A 16,693-nucleotide genomic window follows, 5' to 3' on the forward strand; every position below is an offset into this window, starting at 1 on the left:
GGGCCCTGCAACTCTCAGCCAGGCCGTCCCCGAAAGCAGGGCGGCTCGCTCAGCCCGGCAGTAACCCGACGACACCGGTAGTGCGACAAGAACTCTGCCCTTGTCACACCCCACGGTCCACCAGTGAGGCGTCAGCCGGCGAAGGGCAGCACCGGCTTCCCGGGCACGGCGACCCTGACCCGGAACACCGAGCCGGCCTCGGGCTCGGGGTCGCTGAGGTTCTCTCGCGACGTCGTGACGTAGAGGTCGCGCAGGTCGTCGCCCCCGAAGGCGCAGGCCGTCGTGAGCCGTGCGGGCAGCTCGACCTCGGCGAGCACCTCCCCCGACGGCGACACGCAGCGGACGCGTCCGGCCCCGTTGAGCGCGACCCACACGTTGCCCGCGGAGTCGACGGTCAGTCCGTCGGGGTGGCCGACGCCGGCGGCGTGGAAGGGGCGACGGCCCGTCAGCTCGCCGTCGACGACGTCGAACGCGTCGGTGCGACCCGTCGGGGTGTCGTCGTAGTAGGCGAGGGTGCCATCGGGCGAGAAGTCGATGCCGTTGGAGATGGTGACGTCGGGGAGCAGGGTCGCGACGCGTCCGTCGGGGTCGACGCGGTAGAGGCGGGCGCCGCCGGCGGCTCGGTCGTAGCGCATCGAGCCGGCCAGGAGCCGCCCCTGCGGATCGCACCCGCCCTCGTTCATCCGCACCGCCGGGTCGTCCCAGAGCGTCAGCCACGGTGCCGGATCGGCGTGGGGGTCATCGGCGAGGGCGAGACCGCGCTCGGTTCCGACGACGTACCCGCCGCGGGTGCGCGGGCGCACGAACGCCGCGACGTCACCGACGTGCAGCGCGGCCACCGAGCCGTCGGCGTGCAGCGTCAGGACGTCTCCGGCGAACATGTCGACCCAGCGCAGACCGTCCCACGTCGGCGACCAGACGGGACCCTCCGCGTGGTAGCAGAGCGGCGCGGTGACCTGCTCGGGCCGCGACTGCACGAGGCCGGTCATCAGTCCCACCACACGCCGACGTAGTGGTGCCCGGCGGGCATCGTCGGTGCGTCGACGAGCCAGTCGACGCTCGCCGCCGGGCCGCCGCTCGGCTCGGTCTCTGCGTCCACGGTCATGGCGTCGACCTCCTCCGGCATGAGGGTGGTGATGACGGCCACCCCACTCGCATAGGGCCATTCGTCATCGGGATAGGTCTGGAACTCGAGCACGTCGAGCTCGACGCGGACATCGTGCACCTCGGCGCGTTCGCGCAGGTCGAAGAGGACGCGCCGGACGGTCTCGAGGGGCATGGCCTCGTCGCGGTTGGGCGCGATGCACCACTCGCAGTCGTTGCCGTCGAAGAACTGCTCGAGGGTGACCGCGACCTGGGTGGAGTCACCGCCGCGGGCCCGCGCGTGCTCGACGAGGGCGGTCTGCTTGGCGAGGTCCATGGTGGTGTCGGGGCCTTGGGGAGACGGTGCGTGAAGGTGGTTGGGCGTCGGCTACACTGACGCCGCGTGCCGCCTCACACCCCTGGTGGGGCACCTTCCGGCGGCCCGTGCGAGCGTAGCTCAATGGTAGAGCGCCAGCTTCCCAAGCTGGATACGCGGGTTCGATTCCCGTCGCTCGCTCCACGAGGTGTTAGCGAAAAAGCGAGCGTGTGTTCGCGAAAAAGGGCGCAGTCGAGACCCGCCCGGTGCAGGGGATCAGCGAGAGACCTGTAGGCCCGGGTCGGACGGACGCGCTCGGGAGCCTCGACGGGGCCTGCACACCCCATGAAGCGCACCAGGCCCATCCGGCTACGGATCCACGGGCGGAGTGCCCCACAGCGCCGCCTATGTGCCTGAGCGGGCCTCGACTGATGCCACCCCGCGGCTTCCGCGTGATCATCGGAATCCCCCGACGCGAGACCCCGTCCGCGACCGCGCAGAACGTCGCGAGCGGGTGGTGCACCCCTCGCCTCAGCGAGGCGCAAGCATCCGCAGCTGGACCATCGCCGCGAACCGCTGCTCCGGATCCGTGATGTCGAGCCCGCTGACCTCCTCGAGCCGCCGCAACCGGTAGCGCAGTGTGTTGGGGTGGACGAACAGTGCGGCGGCGGAGACGCGGACGTCGCCGAACGCGTCCAGCCACGCCGAGAGGGTTCCGGTGAGGTCCGAGTCGTTGTCCTCGTCGTAGGCCAGAAGGCGCGCGACGGGACCAACCGGGCGCTCACCGCGCGCTGCGGCGAGGTCGCGCAGCTCGAGCAGCAGGGACTGGGCGTGGACGTCGGCAAGGCGCGCGACCCGCTGCGCTCCATGCGCCTCGCGGAGAACCCGCAGCACCCGGGTCGCCGTCTCGCGCGAACCAGTCACCCCGCGGACGTCTTCGCCGACCCCACCGATGCCGACCACGATCGGCAAGCGACTGCCGACCCGCTCGCAGAACTCCTCCGCCAGGCGGGCGGCGCGCTCCTCGGGCTCGGTGCCGGCCACCACAGCGAGCAGGCCGTACGCGATGCCGCCGACCACAGCGACGGCCGAGCTGGGCGAGGATGCCGACAGGTGCAGGCTGAGCGCATCGGCAACCCGCTCGAGATCGCCGGAGCCACCGCCGGTCCCACTGGCGGTCCCACTGCCGGTCACACCTCCGGGTGGGGCGGGCTTGAGCGGGGGGTCGTACGGGTGCCCGGCGCGCAGGGTCGCAGCGAGCACGACAAGGGGCGTGCCTGCCAGACCGAGCCGGCTCAGCGCGTCGCGCGCGCCGACACCACCCTCCAGCGCGGTGCTCACGAGGTCGGTGCGCAGCCGACGCTGCACGTCGGCACCGGCGCGGACGCGCAGCATGTGCAGCGCCACCAGCTTGGCGGAGTCCTGCAGCACTGCGCTCCGCTCGGGGGTGACCTCGCCGTCCATCGCCGCCCAGATGGACCCCAGCACCTCGTCGCCGGCACGGACCGCGATCGCGACCCGCTGCTTGTTGACCTCATCGGCACCGAGGTCGGCCGGGTTGATGACGACGGGGCGGTGCTCGCGGTAGAGCTCTCTGAAGACGCCGAGCTCGGTGAGCGTCCTCGCGTACCTTTCCGGCACCTGACGCCCGATGATCGTCTCGACCCGGGACGAGTCCACCTCGTCCTGCCGACCGGAGAAGGCCAGCACGCGTGAGCTCCGGTCCTCGATCGTGACCGGAGCGTCGAGGAGCGCACCTACCGCGTTGGCCACGGCGAACAGGTCGCCCGACGGCAGTCCGCCGATCGACTCTGCCTCGGCGGGCCCGATGTCGTCCTCTGCGAGCAGGGAGCGGAGCAGCGCGGTGAGCTGACTCCACGTCGCGCCACGACGCAAGCCGAGCAGGGCGAGCCCGGCTTCCCGCACCGCCGCGTCGAGCGTCGGGCCCATCTCCACCGGCGCACGGACGATCAGCCCGATGGCGCCCTGGCGTCCGGCGCCGCGAACCAGGTCCGGCAGTGCCGCGGACGGGACGCCGACACCGAGGACGAGCGCGCCCGGAGGCTGGACCGGCTCGTCGTCCGGGTCGTGGATGACGATGCCGCCGATCTCGCCCTCGTGCTCGGGATCGCCCGCGACCAGCTCCAGGAACGAGTCCCCCAGGTCCTCGAGTACCCGTCCCAGGCTCGCACGGGGGCGTTGGCTCACCGACTCAGGATAGGGCTCGCCGAGGGGCCGGGAGGCGAGGCCGCATTCCTGGTGCCCCACGCTGGTCAGAGCGCGATCCACTCCGTGAACGTGGTGACGGCGTCGAGGAGCTCGGGGATCGGGCTGACCCCGAGACCGGGGCCGGCGGGAACGGCCATGCAGCCCTCGGAGATGGTCAGCGGCGCGGTGACGTCGGTCCGGTAGAAGCGATCCGAGGCGGAGATGTCACCCGGGAGGGTGAAGCCGGGCAGTGCGGCGAGTGCCGCGTTGGCTGCACGCCCGAGCCCGGTCTCGACCATGCCGCCGCACCAGACGGCCACCCCGTGGGCGGCTGCCACGTCGTGGATGCGCACGGCCTCGAGGTATCCGCCGACGCGTCCGGGCTTGATGTTGATGATCGAGCATGCACCGACCGAGATGGCGGCCGCCGCGGACTGCGCGGAGACGATCGACTCGTCGAGGCAGACCGGCGTCTTGATGAGCCGGGCGAGCTCGGAGTGGCCGAGGACGTCCTCCTCCTCGAGCGGCTGCTCGATGAGGAGCAGGTCGAAGTCGTCGAGCTGGGCCAGGTGACGGGCGTCGCGCAGGGTGTATGCCGTGTTGGCGTCAACCTGAAGGGGCACGTCGTCCCCGAAGCGTTCCCGCACGGCGCGGACCGGCTCGACGTCCCACCCCGGCTCGATCTTGAGCTTGATCCGGACGTAGCCGGCGTCGAGGTAGCCGCCGACCACGTCGAGCAGCTGCGGGATGCTGTCGAAGATGCCGACCGACACCCCTGACGGCACGCGTTCGTGGACCGCCCCGAGCTCGCGCGCCCAGGACCGCCCGTCGGCCCGCAGCTCGGCGTCGAGCACGGCCATCTCCAGTGCCGCCTTGGCCATCCGGTGGCCCTTGTACTTGTGGAGCACCGCGTTGACCGCGGGCGCGCCGTGGCGCTGCAGCTGCTCGGACGAGGCCGCCAGCGTCGGGAGGAAGAATCGACGCAGCACGTCGGCCGTCGCGTCGACGTACTCCGACGAGTAGAGGGGGTCCGACATCGCGACGCACTCGCCCCAGCCCTCGCCGTCCGAGGCGACGGCACGAAGCAGCAGGATGTCGCGGGCGGTCTGGGTCCCGAACGAGGTCCGGAACGGCGACACCAGCGGCATCGCGACACGGCGTAGCTCGACGCCTTCGAGCTTCACGCTCACGACAGATCTCCTTCGTGCGGCAGGACCAGGTAGCCGCGCTCCTTGTCGAAGCCGGCCACGTGCCCGCCGACCTCCAGGGCACCCAACAGCTGGTCGCGTACCTTGGCCCGCCAGCCCCTGGCCTGCTCGGGGTCGGCGAGCCGAAGGGCCCCGATGTCGCGCGGGACCTGTACCCAGGACGCGGCGGCACCCGACGGCGCGGTCGCCCGCACCGGTGATCCCGCGCACGCCTGCACCACCTCGGGCGAGGTCAGCGACCAGTGCACGAGGATCCGGTCGCTGTCGTCTCCGCGGTTGATCGCGTCGGTCATGGAGCCGTAGAAGTCGGGGAGGTACTCGGCGACGCGGGCGCCGAGCTTTGCCAGGTTGAAGTAGGCGTTTCGGGAGACGAGCGGGTCGTAGGTCCACTCGGCCAGGTCGATGCCGCGATCCAGGCACCACGCCCGCTGGTGCAGTTTGAGCGCGAACCCGGCGTGGCGGCCCGCGACTGCGTCCGTCACACCGGCGATGTGGCTGTGCATCGCGCGGGCGGCAGGCGTCGAGTGGAAGCCCACGCAGACGCCGACGAGGCCCCCCTCGGGGTGCTCGGCGTCGAAGGCACCGGCGACGTAGCTCTCCGCCTTGCCCATGGCGCGCAGCAGCTCGGCGCTCATCGGCGGGTTGTCGGGAGTGCCCCAGATCCGGCCGAGGACGGCGGCAGCATCCTGCAGCTCCTCGAGGGTGAGCAGCTCGCGAACGACGACGCGTGACGCGGCGGCGGCGGCGTCGTAGGACGCCCACGGCTCAGTGGTCATGATGTGGCTCCTGGTTCGGTGGCGACGGCGCGAGCAGCTCCTCGATGAGTACCCGCAGCAGCAGGGTCCGGTCGGCCAGTCGGTCGACGAGCACGTGCTCGTCCTCGGCGTGCGCTCCTCCGCCGACTGCTCCGAGTCCGTCGAGGGTCGGAACACCGACACCGGCCGTGAAGTTGCCGTCCGAGGCACCCCCGACGGCCGCCCGCGTCAGCTCGGCCAACCCGAGCCGTGCGGCGACCGCCTGCGCCCGCTCGAAGAGCGGCAGCGACGCCTCCTCCTCCAGCGGAGGCCGGTTGATGCCTCCGCTGACCTGCACCTCCGCACCGGGCAGCACCGGCCGGAGCCCCCGCAACGCAGCGTCGACGCGCCTCTGCTCCGACGCCGTCCACGCCCGGACGTCGACCGAGAACCGGGCGAAGGCCGGCACGGTGTTGACGCTGGTTCCGGACGTCGCCGCCGTGGGCGTGACCGTGGTGCCGGCACCATGGTCGGCCAGCGCCGCGACCCCCTGCACCAGATGGGCCAGCTCGACGGTGGCATTGACCCCCTTGTGCGGCTCCAGCCCGGCATGGGCGGCCCGGCCGGAGATGCAGATCTCGTAGAGCGACGTGCCCTTCCGGGCCGTCTTGAGCGCACCCCCGTCGGCCGAGGCCTCGAGTACCAGCACGGCCTGGGCACGGCGGGCCTCGTCCTCGATCAACTCACGGGAGCTCGCGGAGCCGACCTCCTCGTCACCCGTCACCAGCAGCGTCACGCCCTCGCGCTCGCCCAGGTCCGCGATGGCGTGCAGGGCCATCACCAGCCCGGCGATCATGTCGAAGCAACCCGGCCCGCGCAGCACCCCGCCAGCGATCGTGAACGGTGCCTGCGCGAGCGTGCCGAGTGGCCACACCGTGTCGTGGTGCGCCAGCACCAGGACACGGTGTGGTGCCGTCGGCGAGCCGAAGCGCCAGCGCAGGTGGTGCACTCCGTCGACGACGATGCGCTCCGGCGCCACGCCGAGGCGTTCCGTGCCGATGCGAGCGACCAGATCCGCCGAACGTTCGACCGCGGCGAGGTCGTCGGACGGCGACTCGCACTCGACCAGCTCGCGCAGGTCCGCGAGCAGCTCGTCGAGAGCCTGCCCCGCCCGACGCGTGTCACCGAGCGTCGTCATGCAGGCCTCTTGGGAGTGGCGCGGGCGCCGAAGTGGATGTACTCCTCGCCGGTGGGCAGGGAGTAGAAGCGAACCGGGTAGTACGCCGCGCTCTTGTCGGGCTTGACGGCAAAGAGGGCCTCGCCGACCGGGATCAGCTCGTGCACCTCGGGCTCCGCGGCGCCGGACGCCTCGGCGACCGGCCCCGAGACGGTTGTCCGCATCCACGTCCTGCCGTCCTCGAGGTAGACCTCCTCGACGACCGACTCGCGGGCGTACGTGCCCAGGTACGGTGTCGGGTCGACGGGGACCCGCTCGCCGGGCAGCTCGAACGGCGCGGGGAGGTGCACGTCGGCCAGTGCCGAGAAGATCTCCTCGTAGAGCTCCTGATAGAGCGTGATGGCGCTGCCGAGGTTGGTGTTCAGCGAGACGGCGATGCCCGCCTCCGGCAGCAACCTCAGGAACGCGGCTTGGCCGATCGTGTTGCCGTCGTGGCCGATCGCGCGGTGACCGTTCCAGTCGCAGCGGAACCAACCCAGGCCCCAGGAGTCGCCGAGCAGGATCTTCTCGGGGCACTCGGTCTGGTAGCCAGCCATCGCGGCGACGCTCTCCTCCGAGAGGACCCGGGTGCCGTCCGCCGCCAGGCCACCGGTCAGGTGCATCCGCGCGAAGGCCAGCACATCGTCGGGATTGGACGTGATGAGGCCGGCCGGTCCGACCGAGCGGGGCAGGCCCCAGACCGGTGCGGTCTCCGGCTCGTCGCCGCCCTTGAGGTGGCCCATCGCGTGGCCGAAGACCATGGCCTCCTCGGGCAGCGTCGTCGTGTGGGTCAGGCCGAGCGGCGCGAAGAGGCGCTCCTTCATCGCCTCGTCCCAGGTCTTTCCGGTGACGACCTCGATGACCCGGCCGAGCAGCGAGAAGCCGGAGTTGCAGTACGACCACGTCGCACCGATGGGGTGGTTCTGCGCCGCGTCACCGAGCTGGGCGACATACTTCTCGAGGGCGTCGTCACCGCGACCGGTGTCGGTGAAGACGTCGCCGTCGAGACCGCTCGTGTGGGTCAGCAGGTTCCAGACCGTGACCTTCTTGGTGACTTCCGAGTCGCGCAGCGCAAGCTCCGGGACGATCTCGACCACCGGGGTGTCCAGGGCGAACCGGCCCTCGTCGACCAGCTGCATGACGACGGTCGCGGTCCACACCTTGGAGACCGAGCCGATCTGGAAGACCGAGGCGGGCGTGGCGACCTGGCCGGTACCGGCGTGCAGGACGCCGGTCGCGGTCGTGAAGACCTCGTCGTCGGCGCCGTCGGCACCGAGGCGCAGGATGCCGAGCTGGGCGCCGGGAACACCGTGCTTCTTCACGAGCTCGGCGAACCGGGCTTCCCAGTGGGCGGTGTCGAGGTCGGGTCGGTTCGCGGTCATGGGGTGGTCTCCTTCGTGGGGATGTCGTGGCCGCCGGGGACGGCGGCCAGGAGCTGGCGGGTGTAGTCGTGTTGCGGGCGTCCGAGCACCTCTGCCGTGGGGCCGTGCTCGACGATTCGGCCGCCCTCGAGGACGGCCACCTCGCCGGCGACGTAGCGGACGACCGCGAGGTTGTGGGAGATGAAGAGCATCGAGAGGCCCAGCTCGCGCTGCATCTCGCGGACGAGGTTGAGCACCGCGCCCTGCACGGAGACGTCCAGCGCCGAGGTGATCTCGTCGGCGATCACGAGCCTCGGCCGGCCGGCGAGTGCCCTGGCGAGCGCGACGCGCTGGCGCTGGCCGCCGGAGAGCTCCACGGGAAGGTGCCCGGCCCGGCCGGCGTCGAGGTGGACCAGCTCGAGCAGCCGGGCGATCTCGGCACGACGGCCGGCGCGCGAGAGGCGTCCCGACTCGGGCCGGTAGAGCGCCTCGGCGATGCTCTCCCCGATGGTCATCCTCGGGTCGAGGGAGGAGAACGGGTCCTGGAAGACCATCTGGACGGGCCGGTGCCGACCGCGGCGGCGGATCGGCTCTCCGTCGAGCAGGATCTGTCCACCGTGCACCGGCGCAAGCCCCACGGCCGCCTTCGCGAGCGTGGACTTGCCCGACCCCGACTCCCCGACCAGCCCGACGATCCCGCCGTCGGGAACGGTCAGGCTCACCTCGTCGAGGACGGTGCTTGCGCCGTAGCGCACCGTCACGTGGTCGAACTCGAGCGTGCTCATGCCAGCGCCTCCTGAGCGGTCAGGACGTCCGCCGGCTCCGCCGCGTGCCAGCACGCCACGCGGCTGCCTCCCGGGGCCGCCGACAGGGTCGGGTCCTGCTCGCGGCAGCGGTCGGTGGCGAGCGGGCAACGCGCGGCGTAGGCGCAACCGACCGGGACCTGCGCCGGCTCGACCGGGTGGCCGGGGATCGTGGCGAGGGGGGCGTCGACGTCGGTGGTCATCGCCGGCACTGCGGCGACGAGCGCACGGGTGTACGGGTGTCGGGCCCTGGTGCGAAGGTCGGCGGTCGGCAGGTCCTCGACGATCCGGCCGGCATACATGACGAGCACCCGGTCGCAGACGTCGGCGACGACCGAGACGTCGTGGCTGATGAGCAGGAGAGCCGCCCCCTCCTCGCGGCGTACGTCTTGGAGCAGTGCCAGCACCTGGCTCTGCACGGTGACGTCGAGCGCGGTCGTCGGCTCGTCGGCGATGATGAGCCTGGGGCTGCCCATCAGTCCCATCCCGATCATGGCGCGCTGACGCATGCCACCCGAGAACTCGAAGGGGTACTGGCGGGCCCGGCGCTCCGGGTCCCGGACACGGACGGCCCGGAGACGGTCGACGGCACGTTCCGACGCCGCCTTGCGATCGAGTCCCTGGTGGTGACGGCCGACCTCGGCCAGCTGGGCGCCGATCCGCATCGTGGGGTTGAACGAGGTCATCGGGTCCTGGAACACGACGGCGAGCGAGGTACCCAGCAGCGTGTCGTGGGTCTGACCGGTCGCCGGCTCCTCGAGCAGGTCGGTCCCGCAGAAGGTCAGGTGCCGGGCATCGATGCTCGCCGGCTCCTCGACGAGGCCGGCGATCGACAGCGCCGTCAGCGACTTTCCGGATCCCGACTCGCCCACGACGCCCACGGCCTCACCGGCGGCGATGCCGAACGAGACGCCGCGGACCGGCCGGACAGGACCGTTCACCCCCGGGAAGGTGACCGAGAGGTCGCGGACGTCGAGCACCAGGTCGCCGCCGGCCGCGTGGTCGTGGCGGATCTCGGCCACCGGCGTCCCTCCGGTCGGCACCCGCACCGTGCCGGTGCCCGTCGGCGTGGAGATCCCGAACACCCCGGCGATCGCCTCGCCGGTGAGGTTGAAGGCCAGCCCGGCGAGGACCACCATGATGCCGGGCCCGAGCGCCGCGAGCGGGTGCACGAAGATGCCGCTCAGGCCGTCCTGCATCAGCCGGCCCCAGTCGTACTCCGGTGCCTGGACGCCGAGCCCGAGGAACGACAGCCCGGCGAAGCTCAGCAGGATGGCCCCGGCCGTGATGGTCACGTTGACGATGAGTGGTTCCGCCACGTTGGGCAGCACGTGCCGGGCCATGATCCGGAAGCGGTTGACGCCCGCGATCCGCGCCGCGGCGACGTACTCGAGCCCGGCCACTCCGGCGACCAGGGTCTGGCAGAGGCGGGCGAGGCCGGGGGCGACCGCGAGGCCGATCGCCAGGACCGCCCCCCTCGCACCGATGCCGAAGATGACGGCGAAGACGAGGACGAGGAGCAGGCCGGGGAACGCCACGAAGACGTTGACGAGCGCGGTGACGAGCCGTCCGAGCCGGCCGCCGAGCAGCTGCGGCGCGGTGCCGAGCACGAGCCCGATCACCGTTCCGAGCGCGGTCGCCACCAGCGTCAGCGCCAGCGAGAGTCGCGTGGCGACGAGGACCCGGAAGAACAGGTCGCGGCCCAGGTTGTCGGTGCCGAACCAGTGCTGCGCCGACGGACCGGCGAGGAGGTTCTCGGTGTCGACGACACCGGCCTTGTCGCCCCAGAGGATCGGGGCGAAGACCGCGAGCAGCACGATGAGTGCGAGCAGGCCCAGTCCGACGATGCCGACGGGCGTCTTGACGATGCGAATCCAGCGTTGGGACATGACTAGTGCTCACCGATCGTGGAACGGGGGTCGAGCACGGCGAGCGCGACGTCGACCAGGGTGTTGATGACGAGCACACCGAGTCCGTACACGAGGACCGTGCCCTGCACGACCGGGTAGTCCTTGGTGACGATCGACTGGACGATCGTGCTGCCCAGCCCGGGCCACGAGAAGACGTTCTCGACGAGGACCGTGCCGGCGACCATCGAGGCCAACAACATGCCGCCGAGGGTGAGCGTCGCCGTGACGGCGTTCGGAAGCGCGTGCCTGAGATGGATGCGTCGGGCGGGCAGTCTCTTCGACCGAGCCGTGCGGACGTAGTCCGTCTCCAGCACCGCAAGCATCTCGACGCGGACGATGCGCGCCAGGACGGCCGCGGGTCCGATGGCCAGGGCCAGCACGGGCAGGACGTACGACGAGGCGTCGGTCCGGCCGGCGACGGGGAACCACCCGAGGCCGACCGCGAACACGGCGACGAGGGCGACGCCGACGAGGAAGTCCGGGATCGCGCCGAGCACGACGCTGCCACCGGCGAACGCCAGCTCGGTGCGGCGGCGCCGACCGCGCCGCGTCGCAGCCGCTACGGCCACGCCCAGCGGGACGGCGACCGCGATGGCGACGAGGAACGCGAGGACAGCCAATGAGGCCGTCGCGGGAAGCCGCTGGCTGATCGTCTCCGAGACGGGGAGCTGGGTCGTGATCGACTCGCCCAGGTCTCCGTGGAGCAGGTTGCCCAGGTAGTGGACGTACTGCGTGAGCAGTGGGTCGTCGAGGCCGAGCGCCTGACGTTTGGCCTCGACCAGCTCGGTCGGGGCCGTCATCCCGAGGGCGGCCCGGACCGGGTCGCCCGGGACCAGGTGGATCATCAGGAACGACACGGTGACCAGCACCCACAGCGACACCAGCAGCCGCCCCGTACGACGGAGCGCGAAGCGTGTCCACCTCCCACCCAGCCGGCCCTGTGGTTCAGGGACGGCCCGGGGCGGAGCGGCTGCCGGCGTCAGTGTTGTCATCTCGCGGTCACTTCCCGATCAGCCGAGCATCCGGATGCTGGTGGGCACGATGCTGCCGAGGACGTCCATGTCGGCGCCCTTGCTGAAGAACGGCAGCTTGCTGTTGGCGAACAGGACCACGTCGTTGGCCTTGAAGAGCGCGGCCTCGGCGGCCAACCAGTCGGGGCAGCTGTCGGCGCCGACCTTGCCCATGGCCTTCTGCACGTGCGCGGAGTAGTCCGCGTTGGTGATGCCGGACATGTTGTTGCCGCCACCCGTCACGGCGGGCCCCGAGAAGAAGGGGACACCCTGCTCCGGCGTGTTGAGGTTGAGCGGCTCCCAGGAGATGTCCCAGTCGCCGGTGCCGAACATCGCGTTGACCATGCCGGTCTCGTCGAGCTGCTTGGCCTTGACGGCGACGCCGAGCTTCTTCCACGCGTCCACGGCGAGCTCGGACGCAGCGCTGCCGCCGGAGCCGAGCGAGGAGTCGTAGAGGAAGGAGAGTGACAGCGGCTTCCCGGCCTTGGCGCGGATGCCGTCGGCGCCCTTGACCCAGCCGGCGGCATCGAGCGCTGCCCCGGCGGCGGCCACGTCCGAACCGAGGACGTTGCCCTCGACCGACGAGCCGGTGCAGGCGGCCGGCGCGACCACGGCCAGCTGGGTCGCCGGGCCGCCCCGGTCGGAGGTGATGACCTTCTGCAGCTGGGCCAGGTCCAGCGCCTGCGTCAGGGCCTGCCGGACCGCCGGGTCGGTTGTGGCGTGGGCCTTGTCGTGGTTGTACCACTGCTCGCCGACGATCGCCTGCGCGTCGTCGTGGTCGAGCTTGGCCGCCTCGAGACGGGTGGCGTCCGGCCCATGGATCGCTGCCGCGTTGAGCGCGCCGGAGAGGAGCTGGTTGGCGGCCGTCGTCTCGTTGGGCACGACCTTGACCTGGATGGTGGCAGGCATGCCCGTCGTGGCGGTCGTGGCGCCGCCCGGGCCCCAGGCGTAGCCGGTGCGGATCGCGTAGGTGTAGTGGTCCCCCGGCACGGCCTCCTTGAGGACGTAGGGGCCGGTGCCGGCCGTGCCAGCCTTGAGCGACGCGCGGTTCTTCATGCCGGAGTCGCAGACCATGGGCAGGTTGGCGAACGAGTCCAGCACGAAGGGCGACGCGGAGGCGAGGGTGACCGTGAGGGTGCTGCCACTCGCCGTGGCCTTCGCGCCTGCCGGCACGAACACCCCGAGGAAGGGGCTCTTGTTCTTCGGGTCCTCGACGTAGCTGATGTTGTCGGCCGCGGTCTGCGCGGTGAACGCCGCACCGTCTGCGCACGTGACCTTGGATGCGATCTCGAACGTCACCGTCTTGCCCTTGACCGACCACTTCGAGGCGAGGCCGGAGGCGACCTGCCCCTTGGCATTGACGGAGACGAGGCTGTCGTAGGCGAACTTGCTGACCTGGAAGAGTGGGCTCGACGCGCTGCCTTGGGGGTCGAGTGCCCCGGGGTCTGCGGAGAGCGCCATCGTGAAGGTCTTGCCGACGGCATACGTGCTGGCGCTGGAGCCGCCGTCGGACCCACCGCAGGCGGTGAGGCCGACAGTGGCCACGGAGAGGGAGAGCGCCAGGATGGCGCTCGAGCGGACCGGCCTCATGGGCGTTCCTCTTTCTTCCGGCTTCTTCGGGTGGTGCAGTGGAATGCGGATGGGTATCGCTGGTTCGACCGGCGCCGCGTCACTCGACGCGCGCGACCACACGGCCGTAGTGCACGTACTTCGCCTTGTCGGCGCCCGAGGCGCTCGTCACCGAGCCGATGAAGGCGAAGACGACATGGATGCCGTGGTAGTCCTCGACGGTGATGAGGCTGTCGTCGACGAGGTGCACGAGCTCGAAGCGGATCGGCTTCTCACCGATCTCGGCGTGGATGTCCTTGGGCTGCCGGTCGAGCCAGATCCGGCCGTCCGGATCCTGGCTGACGGTGATGTCGTAGATGGTGTCGGCGTAGCGACCCAGGTAGCGGCTGACGTCCACCTGCTTCGGGGCTGCCGGGGGGCTCGGGCGGGGCGGCAGCTCGACGCCCGTGAGCCGGGTGAGGAGTGTGGCGACCACGTCGTTGAAGAGACCGAAGACGTCGCCGCCGTTGGTGAGCATCGCGATGGCGACGCCTGCCTCCGGGACCACCCGCAGGAAGGCTGCCTGACCGATGGTGCCGCCGTCGTGGGCAACGACGGTGCCCTGCGGCGCGTCGAACAGCTCCCAGCCGAGCCCCCAGGCGTCGCCCATGCCAGCGAGGCGGGGCAGGTCGATCTCGCGGGTCTGCATCGCCTGCACCGACTCGGCACTGAGCACGCGGGTGCCGTCGGGCGCGACACCCCGGTCGAGGTGCATCCGCACGAAGCCGAGCAGGTCGGTGGGGGTCATCGCCAGCATCGACCCCGCGGGAGCGTTCGAGCGCGCCAGTGCCCAGGAGGTTGCCGGCGCCAGCTCCTCGTCCTCACCGACGACGTGGCCAGTGGCGGCACGGTGCCGGATCGCCTCGTAGGGGCTCGGGCTGACGCGCTCGAGACCGAGCGGCGCCGCGATCCGCTCCAGGAGCACGTCGTCGTACGGCTTGCCCCGGAGGACCTCGACGAGGCGGCCGAGCACGACGAACGCGGTGTTGTTGTAGGAGAAGGTCTCTCCCGGCGCGAAGAGCTGGGGAAGGTCGGTGAGGGTGGCGACGTACTTCTCGATGGCATCCTCGCCGCGGCCGGTGTCGGTGAAGATGTCGCCCTCGAAGCCGGCGGTGTGCGTCAGCAGGTGGCGCGCGGTCAGTGCCTTGGCCGCCTCCATGTCGCCGAGGACCAGCTCGGGCAGGTGGTCGAGCAGCGGCTGGTCGAGGTCGAGCAGCCCGTCGTCGACGAGCTGCATGACGAGCGTCGTGGTCCAGATCTTCGTGATGGAGCCGATCTGGAAGACGGTCTCGGCGTCGACCGGCACCTGAGTGGCGAGGCTCGTGACGCCGCTCGCGGCGGTGGCGACCTCGCCCCCCGCCAGCACGGCGATCGTTGCTCCGGGGACCCCGTGCTCCTTGACGAGGCCCGCGAAGTTCTCAGCGAGCCAGGGGCCGGCGGCCTGTGGACCCGCGGCGCCCAGAGGGCTGTCCTGTGGTGACATGGCCGTCACCGTAAGCGGTTCGGCGACGCGAGTGTTCGTCCGATCGAACAGCAACACCCGTCTGGGTTTGTGCGATTCGCCAGTGATGACGCCGCGTGGCGCGTGTTTGCTGTGGGGGTGCTGATTCTGCGCGGCGGGCGCGTCATCGACCCGCGCTCCGAGACCGAACGAGTAGCCGACGTGGCGGTCGACGGACGCTCGGTGGTTGCCATCGCTCCGGATCTCGCGACGGAGGGTGCGGCTGTCGTCGACGTGACCGGCCTCGTGGTGGGGCCGGGCTTCGTGGACCTGCACAGCCACGTCCACTCCATCTCCGGGCAGCGGCTGCAGGCGCTGGACGGAGTCACGACGACTCTCGACCTCGAGGCGGGGCTGATGCCGGTCAGGAGGGCCTACGCACGTGCGGCCGCCGAGGGTCGGCTCCTGCACTACGGCTTCTCGGCCTCGTGGGGCGACGCCCGCGCCGCGGTGCACCTCGGGGCGACGCCCGCGGCCGACCTCCACGCGTCGCTCAAGATGCTGGGCGACCCGGCATGGCAGCGCTCGTCCTCGCCGTCAGAACGCGTCGCCTGGCTACGGCTGCTCGAGTCCGAGCTCGAGGCAGGAGCGCTCGGCATCGGGGTCCTCATGGGCTACGCCCCGCGGACCGACCCCGACGAGTTCCTGGACGTCGCCCGCCTGGCGGCGCGGACCGGGACCGCGACCTTCACCCACGTGCGTGAGCTCATCGAGGCAGACCCGACCACGCCGATCGACGGTTCGCTCGAGATCGTCCGAGCCGCAGCCGAGACGGGTGCGTCGATGCACCACTGCCACGTCAACAGCACCTCCCGCCGGCACGTAGACCGGGTGCTGGACCTGCTCGACACGGCGCGGAGCAACGGATCCAGGGTCACCGTCGAGGCCTACCCGTACGGCGCCGGCAGCACCGCGATCGGCGCCTACTTCCTCGCCCCGGAACGTCTCGACGCGTGGGGTCTTCAGCCATCGTCGCTCAGGCTCGTCGCGACCGGCGAGCGGATCGCCTCGGTCGCCCGGCTGGCCGAGCTGCGCGCGACCGATCCCGGCGCCGTCTGCGTCGTCTCCTTCCTCGACGAGGAAAGGCCTGAGGACGCGGCGCTGCTCCAGCGAGCGCTCGCCTTCCCGGACTCGATCGTCGCCAGTGATGCCATGCACGTGGAGTGGCCCGACGGCTCGACCGACAGCCGAGAGTGGCCGCTCCCCGGGGGTGGGCAGACGCATCCGCGCACCGCCGGGACGTTCTCCCGCTCGCTTCGGCGGATGGTCGTCGAGACCGGCGCGTGGTCGTGGGCGGAGGCCTTCCGGCGTTGCTCCTACCTGCCCGCGCAGGTGGTCGCCGGCTTCGCTCCCGCGGCGCGGCACAAGGGCTGGCTCGACGTCGGCGCGGACGCCGACCTGGTGGTCATCGATCCTGACCGCATCACCGACCGCGCCACCTACGTCGACCCGACGCGGACCTCCGTAGGCGTGCGCCATCTGCTGGTCGACGGGACCTTCGTGGTGCGCGACGGCAGCCTGGACGTCGGCGCCTTCCCCGGGCGTCCGATCCGCGCCGCCCTCCCCTGAACGCGTCGGCCCGCGCCCCAGACCCCTGACCGCCCCGGCGGACAGGGGGCCTGTGAGTTTCTGCCGTTCCCTGCTCCTACATGACGTAGTAGTGGATGATCGAAGGATCACGACCGACGCAGCGCGTGCCGGGGAGGACACCTCCACTGCTCCGAACCAAGGAGTC

The 16,693-nt window shown here is 71.3% G+C and carries 13 protein-coding genes and 1 tRNA gene; 2 read left to right on the plus strand and 12 right to left on the minus strand.

All coding sequences use genetic code 11. From position 1 onward, the window contains the following. Window positions 1-131 precede the first annotated feature (131 nt). Window positions 132-989, minus strand: coding sequence for an SMP-30/gluconolactonase/LRE family protein (locus AC3A5R_RS15940; protein ID WP_487621740.1), 858 nt, complete (start codon window positions 987-989; stop codon window positions 132-134). After that, complete coding sequence (locus AC3A5R_RS15945; protein ID WP_487621741.1) at window positions 989-1,420, minus strand: hypothetical protein; 432 nt, start codon at window positions 1,418-1,420, stop codon at window positions 989-991. Before AC3A5R_RS15945 ends, AC3A5R_RS15940 begins: the two co-directional genes overlap by 1 nt. Before the next feature lie 109 nt (window positions 1,421-1,529). Here AC3A5R_RS15945 and AC3A5R_RS15950 point away from each other — a divergent pair. Next, window positions 1,530-1,603 (plus strand) — tRNA-Gly (locus AC3A5R_RS15950). A 327-nt stretch (window positions 1,604-1,930) separates the two neighbouring features. On the opposite strand, the gene AC3A5R_RS15955 is transcribed toward AC3A5R_RS15950, so the two are convergent. The 10 genes from AC3A5R_RS15955 to AC3A5R_RS16000 form a co-directional block, all read right to left on the minus strand. Beyond that, complete coding sequence (locus AC3A5R_RS15955; RefSeq protein WP_487621742.1) at window positions 1,931-3,607, minus strand: PucR family transcriptional regulator; 1,677 nt, start codon at window positions 3,605-3,607, stop codon at window positions 1,931-1,933. A 65-nt stretch (window positions 3,608-3,672) separates the two neighbouring features. Then, a complete protein-coding gene (menC, locus tag AC3A5R_RS15960) occupies window positions 3,673-4,791 on the minus strand; it encodes an o-succinylbenzoate synthase (protein ID WP_487621861.1) in 1,119 nt (372 codons plus the stop codon). A 2-nt stretch (window positions 4,792-4,793) separates the two neighbouring features. After that, window positions 4,794-5,591 (minus strand): GNAT family N-acetyltransferase, encoded by a 798-nt coding sequence (locus AC3A5R_RS15965; protein ID WP_487621743.1) that lies wholly within the window; start codon window positions 5,589-5,591, stop codon window positions 4,794-4,796. Next, window positions 5,581-6,747 carry a M20 family metallopeptidase gene (locus tag AC3A5R_RS15970; protein WP_487621744.1) on the minus strand — a complete coding sequence of 389 codons (1,167 nt, stop codon included), beginning with the start codon at window positions 6,745-6,747 and terminating at the stop codon, window positions 5,581-5,583. Before AC3A5R_RS15970 ends, AC3A5R_RS15965 begins: the two co-directional genes overlap by 11 nt. Continuing rightward, complete coding sequence (locus AC3A5R_RS15975) at window positions 6,744-8,147, minus strand: serine hydrolase domain-containing protein (protein ID WP_487621745.1); 1,404 nt, start codon at window positions 8,145-8,147, stop codon at window positions 6,744-6,746. The genes AC3A5R_RS15970 and AC3A5R_RS15975 overlap by 4 nt, the downstream gene beginning before the upstream one ends. Next, complete coding sequence (locus AC3A5R_RS15980; RefSeq protein WP_487621746.1) at window positions 8,144-8,911, minus strand: ABC transporter ATP-binding protein; 768 nt, start codon at window positions 8,909-8,911, stop codon at window positions 8,144-8,146. The genes AC3A5R_RS15975 and AC3A5R_RS15980 overlap by 4 nt, the downstream gene beginning before the upstream one ends. Further along, window positions 8,908-10,818 (minus strand): dipeptide/oligopeptide/nickel ABC transporter permease/ATP-binding protein, encoded by a 1,911-nt coding sequence (locus AC3A5R_RS15985; RefSeq protein WP_487621747.1) that lies wholly within the window; start codon window positions 10,816-10,818, stop codon window positions 8,908-8,910. The genes AC3A5R_RS15980 and AC3A5R_RS15985 overlap by 4 nt, the downstream gene beginning before the upstream one ends. Before the next feature lie 2 nt (window positions 10,819-10,820). After that, window positions 10,821-11,831, minus strand: coding sequence for an ABC transporter permease (locus AC3A5R_RS15990; RefSeq protein ID WP_487621748.1), 1,011 nt, complete (start codon window positions 11,829-11,831; stop codon window positions 10,821-10,823). A gap of 18 nt (window positions 11,832-11,849) precedes the next feature. Then, window positions 11,850-13,439: an ABC transporter substrate-binding protein gene (locus AC3A5R_RS15995; protein ID WP_487621749.1), complete on the minus strand. Its 1,590-nt coding sequence runs from the start codon at window positions 13,437-13,439 to the stop codon at window positions 11,850-11,852. Between the two features lie 79 nt (window positions 13,440-13,518). Further along, a complete protein-coding gene (locus tag AC3A5R_RS16000; RefSeq protein WP_487621750.1) occupies window positions 13,519-14,940 on the minus strand; it encodes a serine hydrolase domain-containing protein in 1,422 nt (473 codons plus the stop codon). A 117-nt stretch (window positions 14,941-15,057) separates the two neighbouring features. Between AC3A5R_RS16000 and AC3A5R_RS16005 the strand changes: the two genes are divergently transcribed. Continuing rightward, window positions 15,058-16,527: an amidohydrolase family protein gene (locus tag AC3A5R_RS16005; protein ID WP_487621751.1), complete on the plus strand. Its 1,470-nt coding sequence runs from the start codon at window positions 15,058-15,060 to the stop codon at window positions 16,525-16,527. The last annotated feature ends 166 nt before the right edge of the window (window positions 16,528-16,693 follow it).

The organism is Intrasporangium sp. Soil_C_50 (assembly GCF_057656595.1).

Excerpts from the sequence above, each read along its gene's own strand:
- AC3A5R_RS15940 (WP_487621740.1), bottom strand. The coding sequence starts at position 989 with ATGACCGGCCTCGTGCAGTCGCGGCCCGAGCAGGTCACCGCGCCGCTC.
- AC3A5R_RS15945 (WP_487621741.1), bottom strand. The coding sequence starts at position 1,420 with ATGGACCTCGCCAAGCAGACCGCCCTCGTCGAGCACGCGCGGGCCCGC.
- AC3A5R_RS15965 (WP_487621743.1), bottom strand. The coding sequence starts at position 5,591 with ATGACCACTGAGCCGTGGGCGTCCTACGACGCCGCCGCCGCCGCGTCA.
- AC3A5R_RS15970 (WP_487621744.1), bottom strand. The coding sequence starts at position 6,747 with ATGACGACGCTCGGTGACACGCGTCGGGCGGGGCAGGCTCTCGACGAG.
- AC3A5R_RS15975 (WP_487621745.1), bottom strand. The coding sequence starts at position 8,147 with ATGACCGCGAACCGACCCGACCTCGACACCGCCCACTGGGAAGCCCGG.
- AC3A5R_RS15980 (WP_487621746.1), bottom strand. The coding sequence starts at position 8,911 with ATGAGCACGCTCGAGTTCGACCACGTGACGGTGCGCTACGGCGCAAGC.
- AC3A5R_RS15985 (WP_487621747.1), bottom strand. The coding sequence starts at position 10,818 with ATGTCCCAACGCTGGATTCGCATCGTCAAGACGCCCGTCGGCATCGTC.
- AC3A5R_RS15990 (WP_487621748.1), bottom strand. The coding sequence starts at position 11,831 with ATGACAACACTGACGCCGGCAGCCGCTCCGCCCCGGGCCGTCCCTGAA.
- AC3A5R_RS15995 (WP_487621749.1), bottom strand. The coding sequence starts at position 13,439 with ATGAGGCCGGTCCGCTCGAGCGCCATCCTGGCGCTCTCCCTCTCCGTG.
- AC3A5R_RS16000 (WP_487621750.1), bottom strand. The coding sequence starts at position 14,940 with ATGTCACCACAGGACAGCCCTCTGGGCGCCGCGGGTCCACAGGCCGCC.